19 protein-coding genes are annotated in these 23,620 nt (G+C 43.4%); all 19 read right to left on the minus strand.

Going from position 1 to position 23,620, the window contains the following annotated elements; genetic code table 11:
- Positions 1–3 precede the first annotated feature (3 nt).
- Positions 4–723, minus strand: coding sequence for a zinc metallopeptidase (locus G608_RS0105965; protein ID WP_081677318.1), 720 nt, complete (start codon positions 721–723; stop codon positions 4–6).
- An 18-nt stretch (positions 724–741) separates the two neighbouring features.
- Positions 742–1,671 carry a methionyl-tRNA formyltransferase gene (fmt, locus tag G608_RS0105970; protein ID WP_026495273.1) on the minus strand — a complete coding sequence of 310 codons (930 nt, stop codon included), beginning with the start codon at positions 1,669–1,671 and terminating at the stop codon, positions 742–744.
- Positions 1,672–1,691: 20 nt separating this feature from the next.
- The gene (locus tag G608_RS20100; protein WP_051208911.1) at positions 1,692–3,314 is read right to left on the minus strand and encodes a L,D-transpeptidase family protein; all 1,623 of its coding nucleotides are present in this window, start codon (positions 3,312–3,314) and stop codon (positions 1,692–1,694) included.
- Between the two features lie 50 nt (positions 3,315–3,364).
- Positions 3,365–3,856 (minus strand): peptide deformylase, encoded by a 492-nt coding sequence (def, locus tag G608_RS0105980; RefSeq protein ID WP_026495274.1) that lies wholly within the window; start codon positions 3,854–3,856, stop codon positions 3,365–3,367.
- Between the two features lie 117 nt (positions 3,857–3,973).
- Positions 3,974–6,238: a replication restart helicase PriA gene (gene priA, locus G608_RS0105985; RefSeq protein ID WP_026495275.1), complete on the minus strand. Its 2,265-nt coding sequence runs from the start codon at positions 6,236–6,238 to the stop codon at positions 3,974–3,976.
- On the minus strand, positions 6,239–7,723 hold the full coding sequence (locus tag G608_RS0105990) for a UDP-N-acetylmuramoyl-L-alanyl-D-glutamate--2,6-diaminopimelate ligase (protein WP_026495276.1): 1,485 nt from the start codon (positions 7,721–7,723) through the stop codon (positions 6,239–6,241).
- A 174-nt stretch (positions 7,724–7,897) separates the two neighbouring features.
- Positions 7,898–9,697, minus strand: coding sequence for a single-stranded-DNA-specific exonuclease RecJ (gene recJ / locus G608_RS0105995; RefSeq protein WP_026495277.1), 1,800 nt, complete (start codon positions 9,695–9,697; stop codon positions 7,898–7,900).
- A 109-nt stretch (positions 9,698–9,806) separates the two neighbouring features.
- Entirely contained in the window at positions 9,807–12,098 is a 2,292-nt protein-coding gene (gene secD, locus G608_RS0106000) for a protein translocase subunit SecD (RefSeq protein WP_026495278.1), read from the minus strand.
- 22 nt (positions 12,099–12,120) lie between these two features.
- Positions 12,121–13,560 carry a thioether cross-link-forming SCIFF peptide maturase gene (gene scfB / locus G608_RS0106005; RefSeq protein ID WP_026495279.1) on the minus strand — a complete coding sequence of 480 codons (1,440 nt, stop codon included), beginning with the start codon at positions 13,558–13,560 and terminating at the stop codon, positions 12,121–12,123.
- Between the two features lie 147 nt (positions 13,561–13,707).
- The gene (gene scfA, locus G608_RS20105; RefSeq protein ID WP_035791893.1) at positions 13,708–13,854 is read right to left on the minus strand and encodes a six-cysteine ranthipeptide SCIFF; all 147 of its coding nucleotides are present in this window, start codon (positions 13,852–13,854) and stop codon (positions 13,708–13,710) included.
- Positions 13,855–14,028: 174 nt separating this feature from the next.
- Positions 14,029–14,394 (minus strand): DUF1667 domain-containing protein, encoded by a 366-nt coding sequence (locus G608_RS0106015; RefSeq protein ID WP_026495280.1) that lies wholly within the window; start codon positions 14,392–14,394, stop codon positions 14,029–14,031.
- Between the two features lie 5 nt (positions 14,395–14,399).
- Positions 14,400–15,668 carry an NAD(P)/FAD-dependent oxidoreductase gene (locus G608_RS0106020; RefSeq protein ID WP_026495281.1) on the minus strand — a complete coding sequence of 423 codons (1,269 nt, stop codon included), beginning with the start codon at positions 15,666–15,668 and terminating at the stop codon, positions 14,400–14,402.
- A complete protein-coding gene (locus tag G608_RS0106025) occupies positions 15,665–17,113 on the minus strand; it encodes an NAD(P)/FAD-dependent oxidoreductase (RefSeq protein ID WP_026495282.1) in 1,449 nt (482 codons plus the stop codon). The genes G608_RS0106020 and G608_RS0106025 overlap by 4 nt, the downstream gene beginning before the upstream one ends.
- A 12-nt stretch (positions 17,114–17,125) precedes the next feature.
- The gene (gene glpK / locus G608_RS0106030) at positions 17,126–18,628 is read right to left on the minus strand and encodes a glycerol kinase GlpK (protein WP_026495283.1); all 1,503 of its coding nucleotides are present in this window, start codon (positions 18,626–18,628) and stop codon (positions 17,126–17,128) included.
- Between the two features lie 80 nt (positions 18,629–18,708).
- On the minus strand, positions 18,709–19,857 hold the full coding sequence (locus G608_RS0106035) for an ROK family transcriptional regulator (protein ID WP_026495284.1): 1,149 nt from the start codon (positions 19,855–19,857) through the stop codon (positions 18,709–18,711).
- A gap of 22 nt (positions 19,858–19,879) precedes the next feature.
- Positions 19,880–21,220, minus strand: coding sequence for a fucose isomerase (locus tag G608_RS0106040; protein WP_026495285.1), 1,341 nt, complete (start codon positions 21,218–21,220; stop codon positions 19,880–19,882).
- Positions 21,221–21,266: 46 nt separating this feature from the next.
- A complete protein-coding gene (locus G608_RS0106045; RefSeq protein WP_026495286.1) occupies positions 21,267–21,935 on the minus strand; it encodes a DUF4867 family protein in 669 nt (222 codons plus the stop codon).
- A gap of 16 nt (positions 21,936–21,951) precedes the next feature.
- Entirely contained in the window at positions 21,952–22,809 is an 858-nt protein-coding gene (locus tag G608_RS0106050; RefSeq protein WP_026495287.1) for an NAD(P)-dependent oxidoreductase, read from the minus strand.
- A gap of 37 nt (positions 22,810–22,846) precedes the next feature.
- The gene (locus tag G608_RS0106055) at positions 22,847–23,533 is read right to left on the minus strand and encodes a transaldolase family protein (RefSeq protein WP_026495288.1); all 687 of its coding nucleotides are present in this window, start codon (positions 23,531–23,533) and stop codon (positions 22,847–22,849) included.
- Between the last annotated feature and the right edge of the window lie 87 nt (positions 23,534–23,620).

Below are 23,620 nucleotides of genomic sequence, written 5' to 3' on the forward strand. Positions count from 1 at the left end.
AAATTAGTCACGCCTTCTTCCGGTTCCGGTGATCATAATAAGTCTAAGAAGCTGTAAAACTGATGAAGCTGCTGCCGCAACATAGGTAAGTGCCGCTGCGCCTAAAACCTTTTTGGTATGAACCAGTTCATCATCTCCGAGAATTCCATACTCGCCAAGCATAACAAGCGCTCTGTGAGATGCATCGAACTCTACAGGAAGAGTAACAATCTGGAAAAGAACAGCCAGGGCAAATACCCATACACCTATTTTTGCAAGAGGTGAAATTCCAATAATAAGTCCCAGCATAATGATCGGGATTCCAAGCTTTGAGCCGATATTCGCAGCAGGCACAAGAGCTGAGCGAATGCTTATGGGTAAATATCCTGTATGGTGCTGCAAAACATGGCCGCACTCATGGGCCGCAACTCCTATTGCAGCCACACTTGTTGAACCATAAGTAGCATCTGAAAGATTCACTGTTTTGGTTCTGGGATCATAGTGATCAGTAAGATTACCGGACACATGTTGTATCTGCACATCCATTATTCCGTTTCTTCTAAGAATCTCATGTGCTGCCTGTGCTCCGGTCATTCCGCTCATGCTGCGGATCTTCGCATATTTATTGTAGGTAGTCTTTACCCTTGCGCTGGCAATCATACATAAAAGCGCACCGATAAGAACTAAAATATAGGTGTTATCCCAATACATTCCCCTGCTCATATATCCATAGGTTTCATACATATCCGTATCCTCCGTTTTTTAGCCAAGCTTATCCCCGGCTATTACGCTGTAGCCAAGAAGAAAATCCTTAACGCTCATACGCTTTTTTCCTTCAAGCTGAAGCTCTGATATCTCAAGAAGGCCTTCACCTGTGTTTACTATAAAGTAATCCTTTTTTACATCGTAAACAGTTCCGGGAGCGCCGTCAGTAGCGCCTTCTACAGGCTTAACCTTCCATATTTTCAGCATCTTGCCATTAAGCTTAGTATATGCACTTGGCCAGGGGCTCATGCCTCTTACAAGATTAAATATCTCACGGGCTGACTTATTAAAGTCTATCTGTCCCATTTCTTTACTGATCTTGCCGCACTTTGTGCTTAAAGAATCATCCTGAGGAATGGACGTAATCTCACCCTTCTCTATCTTAGGCAGAGTCTCGACTATCAGATCTGCGCCAAGGAACATAAGCTTGTCGAAAAGAGTTCCTGCCGTATCCTCATCCTCAATGGGAAGAGTTTTTGTCACGATGATATCACCGGTGTCCATCCCTGCATTCATCTGCATGATGGTAACTCCGGTTTCTTTATCTCCGTTTAAGATTGCCATCTGAATAGGCGCAGCACCTCTGTACTTAGGAAGGAGTGATGCATGGATATTCACACAGCCGTACTTTGGAATATCCAAAACCTCCTGGGACAAAATCTGTCCAAAGGCAGCAACTACAAATATGTCAGCATCAAGAGCCTTAAGCTCAGCGACTACAGATGCTTCCCTTACTTTCTCGGGCTGCATGATCTTAAGATTATTTTTAAGGGCACATTCCTTTACGGGAGATATAGCAAGCTCCTTGCCTCTTCCCTTGGGTCTGTCGGGCTGTGTAACAACAGCCACCACTTCATGCCCTGCTTCAATTATTTTTTCAAGCGCCGCAACCGCAAAGTCCGGCGTTCCCATATAAACAACTTTCATTTATTCTCCTCTGTTCCCTCTTACTGAGCCGGTTCTTCCGCAGGTGCAGGCGCAGCTGATGCATCACCGGCAGGTGCAGCTTCTGCCGCAGGTGCTCCCTCTGTAGCAGGTACTTCTGCGGGAGTCTCAGGTACAGGGTCCGGTATAATTGTATAGCCCTGCTCTGCTGCTATACTTGCAGGCATACGTTTTGTAGTAACCGCTCCTGTATCGGGATCAACAATCTGTGCAGTAACGACTGCTTCTGGCTCAGTTTTACCGCCGTAAACAAATACAGCTTCGCCCTTCTCAACAATTTCAAATATTTCTGCCGCTTTATCTGTTGGCAAATTTATACATCCGTGAGATCCGTCGGTGATATATAGCCATCCGCCAAACTCTGATCTCCAGCTGGCATCATGCATACCCACGTTACCGTTAAAGGGCATCCAATACTTAACAGCCGATGAATAGTTCTCACCTACAAGAGTGGCATCTCTTTCCTTATAAGTAATGCCATAGGTACCTCTGGGAGTTGATCTTCCTTTATTTACACAGCCGGAAACAAAGTCAGAATCAATGACTTCCTGACCATCCTTATAAACCCACAGATGCTGACTTGTGAGATCAATCTCTACATATGAATCGCCATAATCGGTAGCCCCGTAAGTCTTGGCTGTTCCGAAATAAACTGGTGTCCTTGTGCCTCTGTAGCCTGTTTTTATGGCTTCCAAAAGTTCACCCGCTTCCGTTGTTCTGTCCATCCACCAGCCATAATCACCGCCCTGAACGGTCACTTCTTCACCGCTGTGGGAAATGATGGTTCTGTCTCTTCCAAAGGTGTCATACTGTCTTGAAAGGCTCTTTACGAATTCCTTTACCTGTTCTTCATCAAAAGTTACACTCTGTCCGTCAATGCTGCACCAGTCCTTAATGACCGTGCCATCGACCACCACTGTCTCATCACCGAACTCATAGGTAATCGAAGCCTTGCAGTAGACATTAAGATTATTACAAAGCTCATTAAGCTCCTGATTTTCAGCTGTAATTGCAGGCTTTTCATAGCAATCATCACTGAGTATAACCTGGCTTTCAAGTACATCAAGCGCAGCACATATCTCTGAAATAACTGTCTCCTTAACAGGTGTCTGTCCCTGCTCCTCAGGCACAATATAAAAGCCCTCTTCATCGGTATCCTCCGATAAATGAGCATCCACAGGTGCGATAACGTTATCCGCACTGAAAATATCAAGACTGCTTATTTTTTCGGCAGCAATTTCTCTTGAATATACGACAATATCATCAGTTGTGAGATATGTTTCTTTAAAAAGATATGCCGGCCAAAGGAAAGGCTTCTGCTCCTTTAAGGCCTTATCAAATTGTCCGTCTACCTGCAGGGATAAGCTGATATCGTCAGAGGTAAGTGTCTGCGAAATGCCACCCCTGGCGTCTATAGTCAGCACATATTTTCTTAGTCCGCCTGCAATCTCTTCCTCGATATCATCTGCTGTCAGATTATATGCCGGAAGATCATTTACGAAGGTATTAAAAAGATAATGCTTCGTAAAATATATTGAAATTCCAATATATACCACAGCCAGAATTCCCAACATTATTGCAAGGACTGTTCCAGCCTTACCGCTTTTTTTCTGTCTTTTTTTCATACTTCTCTCACACTGATAATAGTACTAAGCCGGTGAAATGCTCCCGAGGTTTACTCCTCTTCAGGCTGCTGAAGCTCCTCGTTATCAACAAGATCTCCTTCAACCTTCTCTACATACATGTGTCCGTCAAGGTGATCACACTCATGACAGATAGCTCTTGCAAGAAGCTCTGTTCCTTCAAGCTCGAAGGGCTTCATATCGATATCAAAGGCCCTAACCTTTACGTAATTAGGTCTTGTAACAACGCCGGATTTTCCGGGAAGTGAAAGACATCCTTCATAGCCTGTCTGCTCTCCGCTGGTCTCTATAATAACGGGATTGATGAGAAGATGGGGATCCTCTCCCTCAGGTGAGCAGTCAATAACAACTATTCTCTTTAAAACTCCAACCTGCGGAGCTGCAAGACCAACGCCGTTTGCGTCATACATTGTCTCAAACATATCGTCTATAAGCTCACGTATTCTTGGAGTAACCTCTTTTACTTCCTTACAGGGACGTGCCAAAACGTCATCACCATATTCTCTAATTTCTCTAAGTGCCATATCTATTACCTTTCTTTAAAACATTATCATTAACTTTTACGCACAAATCCTTGTAAAACGCTACAGTAAGCGCCAAAGGCTTTTGAAACTTACTATAGTATAACACAGGCAATCAAGTCATGTTGCCTGCATGGGATCAAAGTCGTACTGCACCTGAATTCCGCGCAGTTCTCCTCTCTTTTCAAAATAATCCAGAAGAGCTGTTGCCGCATCCTTCATGGATACAAGGCTGTCCATGTTCTCGTGCTTAACGTATATGACCATTCTGTATATATCATTTATCTTGCTGATAGCTGCTGCCGCAGGGCCTATTATTATGGCATCCCTTATTCCAAGGCGCTCTATCTCTGCCCGGAGTCTTGCCGCAAGCCTTTTTCCGTATTCTTCATTTGAAGCAAAAATCTGAATCGCCATCATGTGGGCTACAGGTGGATATCTTAAAAGCCTTCTGTAGTCAATTTCTTCCTCGTAAAAAGCCTTGTAATCCTGGTCTCCTGCATGAACCACAGCATAGTTATCAGGCTGATAGGACTGGATGACAACGCTGCCCGGAAATGTTCCTCGTCCCGCTCTTCCTGCAGCCTGGGTCAGAAGCTGGAAGGTTCGCTCACCGGCTCTGTAATCGCCTGCATTAAGTGACATATCTGCTGCCAGAATTCCAACAACAGTAACGTTCGGGAAATCATGCCCCTTTACTATCATCTGCGTTCCCACAAGCACATCGGCTTCCTCTGCCGCAAATGAGGACAATATTTTTTCATAACTTCCCTTGGTCTTGGTGGTATCCGCATCCATCCTTAGGACTCGAGCCTTAGGAAAGATTTTATTTACTTCCTTTTCTATCTGCTGGGTTCCTGCCCTAAAGGCTGTGACATATTTGGAGCCGCACTCAGGGCAAATCCTGGCTATGGGCTGCGTATGTCCGCAGTAATGGCACACCAGCATTCCTCCCCTGTGCTCTGACATAGAAACGTCACAGTGAGGACATTTGAAAACATAACCACAGGATCTGCAGGAGATAAAGCCTGCAAGACCACGCCTGTTTATAAAAAGCATTGCCTGGTGTCCGTTTTCAAGAGCATCATTCATCTTTTCCTGAAGGGCTCTGCTGAATATGGATCTGTTTCCGCTTCTAAGCTCTTCTCTGAGATCGGCAATCGTTACCTCAGGGAGCGTGCCTCCCGTAAGCCTTCTGTTAAGCTCAAAGAGTTTATATTCTCCCGTCTGAGCTCTGTAGTAGGATTCAAGTGATGGTGTGGCAGAACCAAGCACCACACTGGCTCCGCCGGGAACCAGCTTTGAGAGCTCTATGGCTGTCTCTCTTGCATGATATTTGGGCATGGTCTCACTTTTATATGAGCTTTCATGCTCCTCATCAATTATGATAAGTCCCACTGAGGGAAAAGGCGTAAACAGCGCAGACCTTGGGCCTATGATTATATCTATGTCACCTTCTCTTGCCCTCTTTGCCTGATCATACTTCTCACCCGGGGACAGAGTTGAATTCATAACAGATACCCTGTCACCAAAATGTCTGTAGAACCTCATAAGGGTCTGATAGGTAAGCGCTATCTCCGGAATAAGCACAATTGCCTGTTTTCCTCTCTCCAGCATCTTATCTATCATATCGATATAGACTTCCGTCTTGCCGCTTCCGGTTATGCCATGAATAAGGTAGGTTTTCCTCTCACCCTTATCAAAATCAGAAATAACCTCGTCCGATATAGCCTGCTGCTCGCTGCTTAGTGTAATCCTTTTTTCTGCAGCACTGATATCACCAACGGGATTTCGGTAATACTCCTCAGTTTCAATTTTGATCACACCCTTTTCAGCAAGAGCTCTTAATACAGCTGTAGAAACATTGAGCTTTGATACCACCAGCTCCTGAGGAATTCTCTCAGAAGGGTTTTCCAAAAGTGCTTCTAACAGACGCGCCCTTGCTACCTGATGCTTTTTTACGCAGTTCATGTATAGATCTCTTGCTTCTCGCTCAGGCTGAAGGAGTCTTACATATTTATGCTGAAGCGTTCCGACCTTTTTCCTGACAGGAAGCACGGTTCTAAGGGCATTTATCATGGTTGAGCCATAGTATCTGTGCATCCATGCTGCAAGCTTCACCATGATATCATCCACAGAAACCTCATCTCCAGACAAACCGGATATCTCTTTGATTTTTTCGGGAGCACACCGGGGCTCGTTCATCAGCTCAACCACATAGCCAACTCTACCGGTATTGCCTTTTCCGAAGGGGATTTTGACACAGCTTCCGATATCAATCCTGCCACGAAGTGCTTCAGGTATTTTGTATTGAAAAGGTCTGTCAACCTTCTCATGTGAAATATCTACTATTAAATTTGCATAGAGAAAGTCGTTATTCTGCATTTATCTCTCTTCAAGTATTTCCTTAATAAGATCGCGTTCATCCATGGGATATTTAACGCCCTTTATCTCCTGGTAATCCTCATGTCCCTTACCTGCAAGGACAATGATATCACCGTTTTCGCCATGCTCGATGGCATATCTGATGGCTTCCTTTCTGTCCTCTATCATGATATATTCGCCATCGGTTTTCTTCATGCCTGTTTCGATATCCTTCATGATATCCATAGGCTCTTCAAATCTCGGATTATCTGATGTGATGATTGTGAAGTCCGCATATTTACCGCTAACCTCACCCATCTCAAATCTGCGGAGCTTTGATCTGTTTCCGCCGCAGCCAAAGACACTTATCAGTCTGTTTGGATGATAATCTCTGAGGGTGCTGAGAAGGCTCTTAAGGGCCATTGCATTGTGAGCGTAATCTATCATAAGAGTAAAGTCATCAGAAACCTTTACCATCTCAATTCTGCCCTTAACATGAGCTTTCTTAAGGGCTGCAGCGATTTCATCAACACCTGTGCCAAGAATTCTTGCTACATCGATAGCACAGAGTGCATTGTAAACACTGAATCTTCCGGGTGTAGGAACTGTTGCATGCATCTCAAGAACTCCCGTTGTGTCGAACATAACACCAAGTTCGCCGGGCTTATGAAGATATGCAAGATTAATGGCACGAAGATCAGCATCCTCAGCAAATCCATAGGTTGTAAGCTCGCAGGTATGGCCCTCTAATACGTCAGTCATTCTTGGATCATCGGCATTTGCGATACCAACCTTACACTGCTTAAAGAGCATTCCCTTGCAGTGCATATAATCATCAAAATCCTCGTGCTCATTAGGTCCTATATGGTCAGGCTCAATGTTTGTAAATACACCGATATCATATATGAAGCCCTGACTTCTGTGGAGCATAAGTCCCTGGGATGATACCTCCATTACTACGCTGTCACAGCCCGCATCCACCATTCTTCTCATATATTCCTGAAGCTCATAGGATTCGGGAGTCGTATTCTCTGCATGGATATGCTCATCACCGATGATAACCTCGATAGTACCGATAAGTCCGCACTTATGTCCTGCATTCTCAAGCATATTTTTAATAAGGTAAGTAGTTGTGGTCTTACCCTTTGTACCTGTGATTCCGATGGTCTTAAGACTCTCTGCCGGGTGTCCAAACCATGCTGCAGATATGAATGCCATAGCATATCTTGTGTTTTCTACCTTAATAACAATTGCCTTGCTGTCAGCAGGAAGCTCAACATCCTTCTGAACAACAATCGCAGCAGCACCCTTTTCACAAACATCCTTCGCTGCACTGTGACCATCAAAATTTGCACCTTCAATACACAGGAAAAGACATCCATCAGTTGCTTTTCTGTTGTCGTTTATTACGGCAGATATCTCTACATCCAGATTTTCTGCCTCTTTTCCGCTGTTTCCCTCATAAGCTTTGTAGTCGAGATTTTCCAATAAATCTACTAATTTCATACTCTCACTCTCCTTTTCTACAAAAAATCTTAAGAATCTTTCGTTTTCCTTAAGGTTTTAAACATATTCTATTCACATTTGTACTGTATATTATGTATCAAGATAGTTGATGAACTAACTATCTCCCCCTCATAAGAAACCGCTGACACACGCTTTATGCGTGTGTTTTGTGGTTTATGAAGACTTTTTTTCAGTACATTTCATGTAATCCTTAAGTATTATCTGCAAAGATTCCACTCCCCTATAGTCATTGATCTGCGGTTTGTATGCCATGTTTATATACATTTTATCATTTAATGAACCATTATAAAGCTTTTTGACATTTTCTTCTCCGAATGTTTCATTCAGAAATTCATCCCACTTATCAAGCCCGTTAAATACCATCATATCGTAGCATCTGCCTGTAGTATCCATTATCTGGAACTTTCCTACATTTGCATTTTTACCGATAACTCTGCCTCTTAAAAGCTCTATGTTTCTTGCAGCAAAAAGAGGCTCCTCGTTACCTGTTCCATAGGGGCCTATTTCCTCAAATTCTCTAAGAAGCGGAATATTGAGATATTCCGGCGGAAGCTCCATATCTATATGAAGAACTTCCTGAAAATCATCCTCTGCAAGATTACAGTTGTCATTGAGTGCCTTATTAAAGGCTTCAAGATTCTCTTTTTCCAAAGAAAAGCCTGCAGCCATTTTATGTCCGCCAAACTTAAGTAAAAGCTCCCTGCATTCACTAAGTGCATCATGCATATGATATGCCTCGATAGATCTGCCCGAACCTTTAAGCATTCCATCCCTTGTGTCAGTAAGTATGTAGGTGGGTCTGTGGGTCGCCTCTCTCACACGACCAGCGATTATTCCGGCAAGAGATTCATGAAGCTCAGGAAGATATATTACAAGCACCTTGGGAAGCTGTCCATTATACTCCTCAAGCTTTACCATAGCCGCATCCTGGCCTTCTTTAGTCATATCCTTACGGCTGTCATTGAGCTCCTTCAGCTCCCTGGCTATACCTGCTGCAGCATCGGGATTCTGCTCAAGCAATAGCTCAAGACCTCTCATTGCTGTATCAAGTCTTCCTGTAGCATTAAGGCACGGTCCCAAAACAAAGCCATAGATGTAGCAGTTCACACTGTCCGCCTCTATACCGCATTCTCTGATAAGTGCATTAAGTCCCACATTATGAGATAAAGGTATATTCTTGAAGGAATCCTTTACGATTATTCTGTTTTCATCCTTTAATGGCATTACGTCACAGACTGTCGCCCATCCGGCGAATATTCTCAGATCTCTGAAAAATTCATCATTTTGCTCTGCCGGGATTCCCATAAGCTCTGTAAGTACGCAGACGAATTTATATGCAACCATTGCACCGCATATCTCACGGAAATGACTGTCATCATCTTTTCTCTTAGGATCAACAACAGCATCTGCATCAGGCAGAAGCATTCTGTCCTTATCTTCACTGTCGCATAATACCTCATGATGATCAGTGACTATCACAGTCATACCAAGCTCTTTCGCATGAGCAACCTGCGCGATGGCAGCAATTCCATTGTCACAGGTTATGATGGTTGCAATACCTTCTTCGTGGGCTTTATCAATCAGAGAATCACTAAGACCATATCCATCCTCTACTCTGTGAGGAAGTCTTACATCAACATGTCCTTCGCATTTTTTTATTCCTTCATAGAGGATGTATGAAGAACAAATACCATCAACATCGTAATCACCTATGATTCGAATATTGTCGCCTCGTTCGATACATTCCTTCATTATGGCTGCGGCTTTGTCTATATCAAATAAATCATGAGGGTTATGAAGCGATCTGATATCTGAGTGCAGAAAAGCTTCCACATCTTCAAATTCATATACATCTCTGTTTCGAAGGAGTCTTGCTGTAATTGGTGATATACCATGCTCCTGTCCGATCTTATTAAAGTCTGCCCCTTTTCGGGTTACGAACCACTTTGCCATAGTTACCTCAGGTTGTTGTTATTTTTTATTATAAAAACGGCAAAAGCCAGGAAAATCCACGATTTCCCTGACCTATGCTCATTCGTTATAGCAGTTTTAAAATGCTATATTATTTCTTATTTTCACCCTTAAAGCGTGTCTTCAGATCCATCCATACAGGTGATGCGATGAAGATTGAAGAATATGTACCTGCTACTACGCCGACCATAAGAGGAATTGCGAAGAAGCGGATATCCGGCACACCAAAGATGGCAAGAGCCAATACCATGATGAAGGTTGTGATAGATGTGAACAAGCTTCGTGATATTGTCTGGCTTACACTCTTGTTAACAAGTGAAGCATAGTCATCTTTGTGGCTCATGCCAAACTGGTTCTCACGGATACGGTCAAAGGTAACGATTGTATCGTTGATTGAGTAACCGATAATTGTAAGGATGGCAGCAATGAAGGTACCACCAACCTGAATTCTTGTAAGTGCATAGCATGTGATAACGATAAGTGCATCATGTGCAAGAGCGATGATAGCTGCAGCACCAAACTTGATATCTCTGAATCTGATCCAGATATATGCAAGCATAAGTATAAGAGCAATGATCATAGCAGATGTTGCATCTGCACGCATCTCGTTACTGATTGTAGAACTGATACTCTCAGCAGCTATGTTCTCCTGAGGAACATTGTAATCTGTCTCAAACATGTTTGAGATTGCTTCACGCTGTGCTACTTCAAGAGTAACTGTCTTGAAGATAACCTGATTTGATCCTGATACTGTCTGAACCTGTACAGAATCAACACCTGTAAGCTCCTTGATCTTCGGAACTACTTCGCTGTCAAGCTTCTCTGTAGTCCAGTTCTCATTGAATGTAACGCTTGTGGATGTACCACCTACGAAATCAAGGCTGTAGTTGAATGCGCCAACTCCGCGTCCGCCGTTTACACCCATGGTTACGAAACCAACAAGGATAATTGCAAGAGAGATGCCATAGAACATCTTTCTCTTTGATGTGAAGTCGATGAGCTTAAGATCCTTAGCCTTGCCATACCACTTCTTATCCTGGATACCAAGATTGAAGAGGATGTTTGACATAATTCTTGTAATAACAAGAGCTGTGAACATAGATACGATAATACCAAGAGCAAGTGTTGAAGCGAAGCCCTTAACTGTACCTGTACCTCTAAGTCCAAGGATAGCAGCTGCAATAAGTGTTGTGATGTTACCATCAAGAATAGCTGAAAGCGCCTTGCTGTAACCTGTCTTGATAGCAGCCTTTACATCCTTACCGCCTGCGATCTCCTCTCTGATACGTGCAAATACAAGAACGTTTGCATCTACAGCCATACCTACTGAAAGGATGATACCTGCGATACCGGGAAGTGTAAGTGTAATCTCGAATGCTGAAAGGAGAAGTATCTCAAGTCCTACATAGAAGCTAAGAGCAATACTTGCTGCAAAACCAAGCACTCTGTAAACAATAATCATGAAAAGAATGATTGCTATGAAACCAACGATAGCAGCGATCAAACTTGTATGAATTGCATCGGAACCAAGCTGAGCACCAACAACGTTGGAACGGAGCTCTGTAAGCTGAAGCTTAAGTCCACCGATACGGATCATTGAAGCAAGGTTAGATGCTGATTCGAATGTAGGCTCACCTGTGATGATGGCACGTCCGTCAGTGATCTCAGCCTGTACGTTGGGAACTGAAATGAACTCACCGTCATAATAAATTGCAATTGACTCGCCGTTTGCGAAAGCCTTCTTTGTAGCCTCTGCAAACTTTGTCTTACCATTGTCTGTGAACTCAAGCTCTACTACTACTTCCTGAGTGTTAGCTGTACCGGAATTCTGGTAACCTGCCTGAGCATTAGCTACATCCTCACCCTTAAGTACGATAGAGCCTTCTGCTTCGAGTTCTTCAATAGTCTTATTTAATACATAACCGACCTGGGCATTCTCATCCATTACGAGGTTGCCTTCTTCATCGGTTGAGTAACCCATGTTGTACTCGTAGTTCTTGTTACCTTCACTGTCTGTCTCAGCGATGAAGTACAGATTACCGGGCTGTCCCAGCTCCTCAAGGATCTTATTAGCATCTGTAACACCGGGAATCTCGATGTTGATACGGTTTGATCCTTCCTGATAAACCTGTGACTCTGTGCTGTACTGATCTACACGCTGCTGGAGCTTGTAAATAGTATCTGACATATCCTCGGCATTAGGTGTCTCTTCTCCACCTACCTCATAAGTGATGCTGACACCACCTGCAAGGTCAAGTCCGAGGTTGATACTCTTAAGTGAACCGGACTTGTCACTGCCAAGACCATACACTGAAGAATAAGCGAGGCCGCCCAGTAGTAACAACATTACTAACAGAGCTAAAAATGGTTTTACCTTTTTCATTGTTCCTAATCCTCCATCTAAATCATTCGGCAAGGGCTGCCTTGATCATAATCGCGCACTCGATACGCTTTCTCTGCAGCTCGCATCCCGTTTGATAGGTTGTATTTATATCGCCGTTAAAGTTGTAGGCGTTTGCAGCGCAACCACCACTGCAATAATATCTTGCAAAGCACTTCTGACACTCAGGTCTGGAGTACACATTGCTCTCTTTGAACATCTTCCTGATATCAGGTCTTGTAATACCGTCATAGACATTACCCATGATGAAATCTTCATTACCAACAAACTGATGGCAGGGATAAAGATCTCCCCAGGGAGTAACACCAAGATATTCGCATCCCGATCCGCATCCTGAAAGTCTCTTGGCAACACAGGGGCCACCCTCGAGATCGATATTGAAATGGAAGAAATTAAATCCGTTACCTTCCTTCTGTCTCTGAAGGTAGAATTTTGCAAGCTCATCATACTGCTCACAAAGATAAGGGATATCCTCTTCCTTGATGGCATACCAGTCTTCCGGCTTAGCCACCACAGGCTCTACGGAAATTTGCTTAAATCCAAGGTCTGCAAGATGCTTAACATCCTCACAGAAATCCAGATTGTTGTGAGTGAAGGTACCTCTTACAAAGTATCTGAGCTGATGCCTTGACTCAGCCACCTTCTGGAACTTGGGAACTATCTGATCGTAAGTACCCTGTCCGCCACGCATGGGACGCATCTTATCATTAACTTCCTTACGTCCGTCAATTGATAATACGATGTTGCCCATCTCCTTATTGGCAAATTCAAGGATCTCATCATTTAACAAGGTGCCGTTCGTAGTAAGAGTGAAGCGGAAATTCTTATCATGCTCCTTCTCAATACTGCGACCATACTCAACTATCTTCTTAACGACATCCCAGTTCAAAAGGGGTTCGCCGCCAAAGAAATCAACTTCAAGGTTCTTCCTGCCACCTGAGTTCTTAATAAGGAAATCAAGGGCTGCCTTACCAACCTCTTCAGTCATAAGTGCACGTCTTCCGTGATACTCACCCTCATCGGCAAAGCAATATTTGCATCTGAGGTTACAATCATGTGCGATATTGAGGCAGAGAGCCTTAACAACTGTATCTCTCTCCTTGAACTCCTCTACGTAATTCTCATATACATCATCTGTGTAGAGAACCTCGCCTCTGCGAAGCTCAAGAATGTCTGAAATCGCATCCTTCAGATCGTCACTACCATATTTATTTGCTAATTCCGGATTCTTACCGGATATTTCTGATACGAGCTCTGTGCATAATACAGAATCATCATATCCTTCGGCATTCGGAGCAGTAATATCTCCGGAACCGAATCTGGCTGTCAGAGCTTCCTCGACAGGACCTGTCAGGTCAAAAACAATGTCGTCCACCACGTGAACGGATCCACTGTTTACATCCAGAACAATGTTATAACCGTTGTTCCTGTATGCATGAATCATAAAAAATTATCACTACCTTACTATTTTAAATTTATAAAAAGATCACCGAAAAGTGATACTTAATATACTCCAATCGAGTTGTTACATAAGATAGGCAGCGGCTAGGCCGCTGCCTGACATTAAATAATTATTCAGTTAAGAACCAAATTATTTTGTAGCCTGCTCGCAGCTCTGGTTACCTACAGTGCAAGATGTCTTGCAAGCTGACTGGCAAGAAGTCTGGCACTCACCGCAGCCACCCTTTTTCATTGACTCTTTAAGATTTCTTGTTGCAAGTGTTTTTACATGCTTCATAATATTTCTCCTTTTTCCGCTTGGGAATATTACCGAAAACAATAGTTTTCCACATTTCAGTAGTATAGCATACTTTAAGACAAGCGAAAAGCACTTTTTATTATATGTAAAAAGGAATCGCAGCCTGTGCGATTTCTTTCTTACATGGCCCTTTGTGGGCCGTTTATCCGTTTATTATACTGTCTCTACATTTCTTGTAGCGATAACATCAACACCTGTTCCGGCAACATCCTTTACAAGAACATCGCCAATGTGGGCAGGAGCAGGTACTACAGCTGCGTCGATATCCTTCATAACATCAAATATCTTGTCCTTGGGAATATCGCTTGCTGTCTTTACTGATACTCTTTCCTTGTCACCACCTGTGATCCTGATGGTGCTTGTCACAATTCTGGTGGGGTTAACTACTTCTTTTCTTGCGTAGATATCACCTTTCTGGCATGTATTTCCTGTAACCTCTGTTACTTCACCGTTCTCCATGGTAACTGTAAGCTGGCATCCCATGGGGCATCCGATGCATGTGAGTTCTCTCTTTTCCATTTTGGTCACTCCTTCTCAATCTTTACAGTTATCTTCTTCAGTCCCTTGTGCTCCTGAAGCTGAGTCTTTCTGAGAATAATCTGCTCCATTTCACCGGGAGCCATGATTCTCTTCTGGTTGTGCATGATTCTCTCATCGTCAAAGTAAACACTTACGAAAGAATTCTTATAAACATCACCGACTCTGAATCTTACTGTAAGAAGATCGCTCATGCGCTCAGTATCGATAGTGCTGGGTACTGTATATCTGGCACCCTCTGTAGCTACGATCTCGATAACATCTGAGCTGTCCGCAGCCTTGCAGCCATCATTAATATACTTAACTGCATTTTCTCCGGCTCTCTTAGCTTCCTCAGATACATAGTCAACGAGATCATGTACGTGAAGAACGTTACCGCAGGCAAATACACCGGGTATGTTGGTCTCAAGGGACTCATTAACAACAGGGCCTGATGTAACAGGGCTCATCTTTACGCCTGCTGATCTTGAAAGCTCGTTCTCTGGAATAAGTCCGCAGGATAAAAGAAGTGTATCGCAGGTATATCTTATTTCTGTTCCGGGGATAGGCTTTCTGTCAGGACCAACCTCAGCAATTGTAACTGCTGTTACATGATCTTTTCCTTCGATATCAACGACAGTGTGTGAGAGCTTAAGCGGAATACCATAGTCATCAAGACACTGTACGATATTTCTCTTAAGGCCGCCGGAGTAAGGCATAAGCTCAGCCACAACCTTAACCTTAGCGCCTTCAAGAGTCATTCTGCGGGCCATGATAAGTCCGATATCACCTGAACCAAGGATTACTACCTCACGTCCGGGCATGTAACCTTCGATATTAACAAGTCTCTGAGCAGTACCTGCTGAGAAAATACCTGCAGGTCTGTATCCGGGAATGTTGAGAGCTCCTCTGGGTCTCTCCCTGCATCCCATTGCAAGGATTACAGCTTTTGCCGGAATCTGGAACATTCCATCTTCTCTGTTCATAGCTGTAACCGTCTTATCAGCCGCAATATCCATTACCATGGTATTGAGCTTATATTCTATGCCAAGGTCAATAACCTGCTTGATAAATCTGTAAGCATATTCAGGACCTGTAAGCTCTTCCTTAAATGTGTGAAGACCAAATCCGTTGTGAATACACTGATTCAGGATACCACCAAGCTCATGGTCTCTCTCAAGGATGAGAATGCTGTCATTTCCGGCTTCTTTTGCAGCAACTGCAGCTGCCAGGCCTGCCGGGCCGCCTCCTACAATTACGATATCATATGTCTTCATGAGTGGCTTTCCTCCCCTTTGGTTCTTTCAAGAATAATATTGGATTTTCCGCCGCTCTTAGTGATCTTTTCATAAGAAAGGCCTAATTCTCTGTTGATGATCTCCATTGTTCTGGGGCTGCAGAAACCTGCCTGACATCTTCCCATTCCTGCTCTTGTTCTGCGCTTTACGCCGTCAAGGGAACGTGCGCCGAGAGGTCTGTGGATAGCATCAAGTATCTCACCTTCTGTAATTGATTCACACCTGCATACGATTGTTCCATAAGCAGGATTTTCTTTGATGAGCGCATTCATCTCGTCGATTGAGAGGCCTTCTGTGCTCTTAATACCTTTGCGGGTAGCGATCCAGTCTGACTTCTCTGTAAGTCCCATCATATCCTTAAGCATATCTCCTACCATCTTTCCGATTGCGGGAGATGCTGTAAGTCCGGGAGACTCGATGCCTGCTACATCGATAAAGCCTTTAGCATCTTTTACTTCTTCGATAACGAACTCATGTCTTTCAAGATGAGCACGAAGTCCTGCGAATGATGTAATTACATTTCTGAGAGGAAGGTTCTTTACATTCTCGCTGGCCTTAGCGGTAACTTCGTTAAGACCTGCTGCTGTTGTATTGTTTCCTTCCTTATTCTCAAGATCAATTGCTGTAGGGCCTACAAGAAGGTTTCCGTGTACTGTGGGTGTCACAAGTACTCCCTTACCGTATTTTGTAGGCTGCGGGAAAATTGTATGTGATACATAATTACCAACTTCCTTATCAAGAAGCAGGTAATCTCCTCTTCTCTCGATGATGTGCATCTTGTCAGCACTTACCATGTTATGGATTTTATCAGCATATACGCCTGCAGCGTTAACAACTACTTTGCTGATATACTCACCGTTGTTTGTACGAATATGGAAAAGACCATCCTCACCCTTTTTGATATCCTCAACTTCAGTATTGAATCTGAATTCAACGCCGTTCATGTTGGCATTTTCTGCCATTGCTATATTGAGTTCAAAGGGACAAACAATGCCGCCTGTAGGAGCATAGAGCGCTCCTTCAACATCATCAGAGAGGTTGGGCTCCATCTCAAGAGCTTCTTCTCTTGTAAGAATCTTAAGTCCCTTAACTCCGTTCTTAACACCTCTGTCATAGAGAGTCTTAAGACCATCTATCTCTTCCTTGTGCACGCATACAACAAGTGATCCGTTTCTCTTAAAAGGTATATCCAGATCCCTTGAAAGCTGATCCATCATCTCATTGCCCTCAACGTTAAGCTTTGCCATGAGTGATCCTTCCTCAGCATCAAAGCCTGCGTGAACAATGGCTGAATTAGCCTTTGAGGTTCCTTCGCAAACATCCTCACATTTTTCAAGTACACATGCTGATACATTGTATCTGGAAACTTCTCTTGCCACAGCGCTTCCGGAAACACCTGCACCAATAATTATGACATCATACATTACTTTTTCTCCTCAGCTTTCCCTCGCCCAGCCTCTTGTTGAAGCAACTGCCTGCTTCCAGCCAGCGAGCTCTTTTTCTCTCTTTTCACTGTCCATTGTGCTGGTAAACTCTCTGTCTACAGACCAGTTACTAATGACATCTTCCTTATTTTTCCAGTAGTCAACCGCCAGGCCTGCAAGATAAGCAGCACCCATTGCTGTTGTTTCTACACAGCTGGGTCTTACAACATTGGTATCAATGATGTCTGACTGGAACTGAAGAAGGAAGTTATTCTTGGAAGCTCCGCCGTCTACTCTGAGACTTGTAAGCTTCTTACCTGTATCAAGCTCCATAGCCTTAAGCACATCTGCTGTCTGGAAAGCCAGAGACTCAACTGTTGCTCTGATAATGTGATATTTATTTACGCCTCGTGTGAGACCAACTATTGCTCCACGAGCGTAGGGATCCCAATAAGGAGCACCAAGCCCTGTGAAAGCAGGTACTACGTAACATCCGTTTGTATCCTTGACTCTTGTTGCAAAATATTCTGAATCCGGTGCTGAATCTATGGCTCTGAGCTCATCTCTAAGCCACTGGATCGCTGCACCCGCAACATACACAGAACCTTCTATTGCATAGGTCACCTTACCGTCAATTCCCCATGCGATTGTTGTAAGAAGATCATTTTTGGAATAAACAGGCTTATCACCTGTGTTCATCAACATGAAGCATCCTGTTCCATAAGTATTCTTGGCGTCGCCCTCCTCAAAACAGGTCTGTCCGAAAAGCGCTGCCTGCTGATCACCGGCTGCTCCCGCAATCTTTATCTCGCCGCCAAAGAACTCAGGATCTGTCTCTCCGTAAATGCAGCTTGAAGGCTTAACCTCTGGAAGCATGCTCATGGGAATATCAAGGATATCGCAAAGCTCCTTATCCCATTCGAGAGTGTTTATATTAAAGAGAAGTGTTCTGGATGCATTGGAATAATCCGTTACATGAACCTTACCCTTTGTAAGCTTGTAAATAAGCCATGAATCAACAGTTCCAAAACACAGCTCTCCATTCTCAGCTCTTTTTCTTGCTCCGTCAACATTATCAAGTATCCATCTGATCTTTGTTCCTGAGAAATAAGGATCGAATTTAAGTCCGGTCTTGCACTGGAATTTCTCAACAATTCCGGGAACCTCTTCCTTCATTTTCTCAGCAAAGTCCGCTGTTCTGCGGCACTGCCACACGATTGCGTGTGATATAGGCTGTCCTGTTTTTCTGTCCCATACGATAACTGTTTCACGCTGGTTAGTGATACCGATTGCAGCTATATCTTCAAAGCTTGCATCTATCTTGCTCATTGCTTCACGAGCTACAGACAGCTGTGTCTGCCAGATTTCACTGGCATCATGTTCTACCCAACCCGGCTGCGGGAAAAACTGGGTAAATTCTTTCTGGGCGCAGGAGCAGATCTCGCCTTTTTGGTTAAAAAGGATACATCTGTTACTGGTAGTTCCTGAATCCAGCGCCATTACATATTTTGCCATTTCTTTCAAATCCCCTTCGTATTTTGCTATAAATTTAATCTGATTCATTATGTGATATCAGGTTTTATCTCGTTTATGTTTTAAGCGGTAAGAAATACTTCGTTTAAAAATACCGCAAGTCCCTCAGTATGTTCCCTGTTTACATGAAGATCGCTCTTTACAAAGAAATCATCCGAAACAAGCGGATCGTATTCCTTGTAGGCCTTTATAAAACGCTCCATGTAGCCGGGAATCTCAAACATATATCCGATAAGCACTACATTCTTGGAATCAAGAATGCTTATGCTGTTTTTGAGATTGAAGGCCAGCATATCTATCTTATTGTCAATAATCCTCTCAATATTGGCATCGCTTTCGAGCTTGTCCTCAGTATCTTCGGTTCTGTCAAGCTCAGCCTGCACGTCATCGGCTATTGCCTTGGTTGAAACATAAGCCTCAAGACAGCCCTTACGTCCGCAATTACAGCTGCGGCCATTCTTTACTGCAGTCATGTGACCGATCTCGCCGGCCATCTTGTTTGAACCCTGATAGATTTTGCCATCAATGATAATGGAAGCACCGACACCGGGACCCCATTTCAATATGAAAAGATTACTGACAGTTCGTCCAAGTCCAAAATAAACTTCTGTCTGCGCATACGCTTTAAGGTTGTTCTCAACAACCACCTGAAGCCCAAGATCCTTCTTAATAAGATCAGCAACTGGTATGCTATCAGTCCAGATGCTATATGTATTGAGACTTATTCCTCTTTTCCTGTCCACACTGCCGGGAATTGTTACCGCTGCTCCAATGAGCTTCTCTCTTACAATGTTGTTTTTCCAGAAAAGCCTCTGACATTCATCTGTAACATTTCTAAAGAACTGTTCCGGTTTGGCATGCTTGTCTGTGGGAAGGCTGCAATTGCAAAGCATGTTACCCTTCATATCAGTAACTGCAATGTAGGTTGTATCTGATTCTACAGCGATGCACAGTACATTCCTGTATTCCGGATTGATGTCCACCAGAATCTTTTTCCTGCCCGCTCTTTTTTCTTCAGCAGCCTCACCAAGTTCTACGATTATGCCCTCCTCCATCAGCTCAGAACATATTAAAGTAACAGAGGCGGCTGTTAGGCCAACCGTCTCTGCTATATCTTTTCTTGACATTGCTCCATTATTGTTTAGCAAAAGAAGAATGGAAGAACGGTTACTAAGTTTTACGTTTTCTAAATTTATCCCCTGATATTTCATAATTAAATTATATCCAACTCTTTTAGTAACGTACAACCTCTAAATCGAGCATATTACCAAGTTTTTCAAGCTCCTCTGCTATATTTTTGTAGATAACCACATAGTGGGGTTCCCAACCATTCTTAATGGTTTCTTTAACAATTTTTTCTGCTGACTCCTTAGTCTGAACAACGATTGATGCACCGTTGAACTGCTTGGGCTTATCCATTACATTTCCTTCTGCAATGAAGAATCTGAATTTTCCCTCTGCTGTGCGGCCAACTCTGAAGATTGTAGCCTCCTCTGAAGCCTTGCAGCCAAAGTCCATAACAGGTCCGATCTTTCTGTTGGGATGAACACCTACCTGAGCACCGGTGTCGCAACGTGCAAGGTTACATGCTGCCATTCCACAGTGCCAGAAAGTGATTGAGCTTTCTTTTTCATCCATTGATACAGGATCACCGAAGAAGGTGGACTGACCTGTGAATGCAGTTCCGATGTACATTGAAAGTGCACCATATACGTCTGCCTCACAGCTTGCAGGGATATTAACCGCATTAAGAAGTGATAATACCATGCATACAGGTGTGCCGAATTCTGTGAAGAAATCAGGCCAGCAACGTGAAGAGATAGCACCGATACGGTTGTCTTCAACATAAGCCTTGTATGCTTTGTAAAGTCTTGCAAAATCCTTGATGTTGTTCTCAGGCATTTTCTCAAGACCAACCACCTTTTCTTTTGCCTCAGCCAGATCAGAAGCACACTCCTCATCTGTATATGCCTTAGCCTTGTTGATAAGCTCTCTTGCTTCGATGGCCTCAAGTGTTACACCGAATTTGCTAAGAAGCTCAGCATCCAATGCTCTTCCAAAACCAAAACCCTGAGGTGTGTGACCTATTGCAGACATTTTAAGACCTGTAAGATCCTTCTTTACTCTTGCTGCAAAAATAGTTGCTTCAATTTCTCTCTTAACATTTTCCTCTGAAGGAGCGCCAAATACATGCTCGAATTTTCCCTGTCCTCTGAATGCGCATATAGCATTGGCTGCCGAGTATGCTCCTGTAAGAGAGTTGCTGCGAAGTCTTGTTCCGTCTATGACAGGCTCCCTAAGTGTCCAAAGAAGAATAGGACAATTAAATCTTCTAAGAACCTCACTTGCATAAGCTGCATTGGCAAATGTAATATTCTGTAAAATAACAAGATCGGGATTCTTATCGCCTAAAAAATCAGCTACAGCATCTACTGTAAGCAGGATGTCTTCAGGAACAACTATGTCCTTGTCAATTTTCTTTAAAAGCTCTGCTGAGTTATCAAACTGCTCATGTGCAGTTACCATCTCGTAAGTTCCTACTCCGATAGGAACATATACCACCTGAAAATTCATATCAAAACCTCTTTATTTGTTCCCCAAAAATCAATGTCTGCTGTAGTTAATACTTAAGTTCCTTGTTCTCACCGATGAGCCCCGGGAACGCACCCTGCTTAATGAGTGGTTCTCTCTCAGGATGAGAAATTACCCATTTATTTCTCTGGAGCAGAAGTCTCTCTTCTCCTGTTTCCTTCGAAGACTTTCTGTCAAGAGGTGTGTTTGTTCCTCTTGGAAGAATTATTATTCCCTTAAAGCCTTCATCACATACCCTTACCGGTGAAAGATGCAGTGTCGTCTGGAACATTTCTATTGCTGTTCCCTTAGGTACAAAGAACACTCTTGCGTCCTCTACCTTATAGGTGTTATCAGCTGCAATCTCCCAGGTATGTCCAAGAACTAACATAAAATCTGTTACCGCAACATTTATCTCGCTTCCCTTGTGATATTCGAAGCCATTGTATGTAGTATTTCTACCGTTGCAGTAGCCGACCTGGATCGGCATGTCCCCATAAAAGAATCCCTGAACATCTGCTACAACACCAAGTTTTTCCATCTCCGGAACGGAAGCTACATATACATTCCCATTCTCCGGGATATCTGTGTTGTCCTCCATGTATCTGATCATCTCGGAAAAATCGTAACCCTCAACGATGTTTCCGTAGGTTTTAAACTCTTCATCAAAAACGGAAGTGATCTTTACGTCATTTACTTCATTAAGTCTGTCTATCATCATTGTCTCCCGTTTATTATCTGTCTCTTACAACCTTGATTGTTGCTCTGAAGTCTTCCTTTGCCATGCCTCTGTCAAGAGCTGTCTGATATACATTCAGCGCATTCTCTTCACCGGGCATCTTAACTCCGCACTCCTTTGCAAGGTTCACGCAGATGTTTACATCCTTAGCCATATTCTCGATTGAGAATGCTGTTGTGTAATCCTCCGCTTCAAGCTTCTTAGCCTGTCCATCAAGGTACCAGTTAGCAGCTCCGCCGTATGAAACAGCTGTTGTGAAATCAGGAATTGAAATTCCGTTTGCCTTTGCAAGTGTGATTGTCTCGTTAACACCGTTCTGAATCTGTGAAACAAGTGCATTGTGGCAGATCTTCATTACAAGACCCTTGCCGTTATCACCCATGCGGATTACGTTGCAGCCCATGTATAAAAGGATGGGCTTCATAGCTTCGTAAGTCTTCTCATCGCCGCCTACGTAGATACCAAGTGTACCTTCAATAGCTGCGGGCTTTGACTTAACTACAGGTGCATCGATGAAGCCTGCACCTGTCTTTTTAACCATCTCTGAGATCTCAACTGAAACGCTGGGATCGATTGTGCTCATATCTATGCAAGTCTTAGACGAATCAAGAACATCAACGATTGCCTCGTATACTGATCTTGAGTGCTCACTCTTTGGAACCATTGAAATGATGACATCTGACTGCTTTGCAAGCTCTACTGAATTCTCGCAGGGAACTGCGCCCTTAGATGCAAGAAGGTCAACCTTCTCTTTGATGAAGTCGAAGCAGTAAACAGTGTCGTCATGCTTTTTTACTATGTTCTCGCACATGGACTCTCCCATGATGCCAAGTCCGATAAAACCGATTTTCATATCTCTCTATCTCCCTTTAATATTTTTAAGGTTTCGATCACTCGGTAACTGTGTTATCCCAAGCTTCACAGAATGTGTTAAGCCCCTGGTTTGTGTATGCATGCTTCATGCAATCCTGGAATACTGCAAGTCCGCATGTAACGATGTCAGCACCTGCTACAGCGCAATCAGCGATCTGCTTAGGTGTACGGATTGCTGCACAGATGATCTGTGTCTTGCCATAGAAACCGTAGTTCTTGTAGATCTCTACGATGTTCTTGATATATTCCTTGCAATCCTCACCGTTCTGCTCTTTCCAACCGATGAAAGGTGAAACGAAAAGTGAACCGTTCTTTGCAGGAAGAATAGCCTGTGAAGGTGAGAAGATCAGAGTTACGTTTGTTCTGATGCCTTCCTTCTCAAGGATTCTTGCAGCTGTGATACCGGGCTCGATTGCAGGAATCTTGATTACGAAGTTAGGGCTGATCTTAGCAACCTTTCTTGCCATCTCTACCATATCCTCTGCCTTATCGAAGTGAGGATTGATCTCAACTGATACAGGGAACTTATCAACTCCCTCAAGACCCTCTTCCTTGATCCAGTTTGCAATATCGGTAATAGCTGTCATGAAAGGCTTACCACTTAACATGATGTGACGGGGATTTGTTGTTACACCGTCAATACCGAATGTATTGTAAGCTAATTTGATTTCATCGAGTTTCGCACTGTCTAAGAAAAATTTCATTATATTGCCTCCTAAAACTATATTAGTTAATCGCTTTAAGCAATTATAATAATAACACCTCACATTTTACAGTCAACAGCTAATATA

It is taken from the genome of Butyrivibrio sp. WCD3002 (genome assembly GCF_000424265.1).
Classification (GTDB): domain Bacteria; phylum Bacillota; class Clostridia; order Lachnospirales; family Lachnospiraceae; genus Butyrivibrio.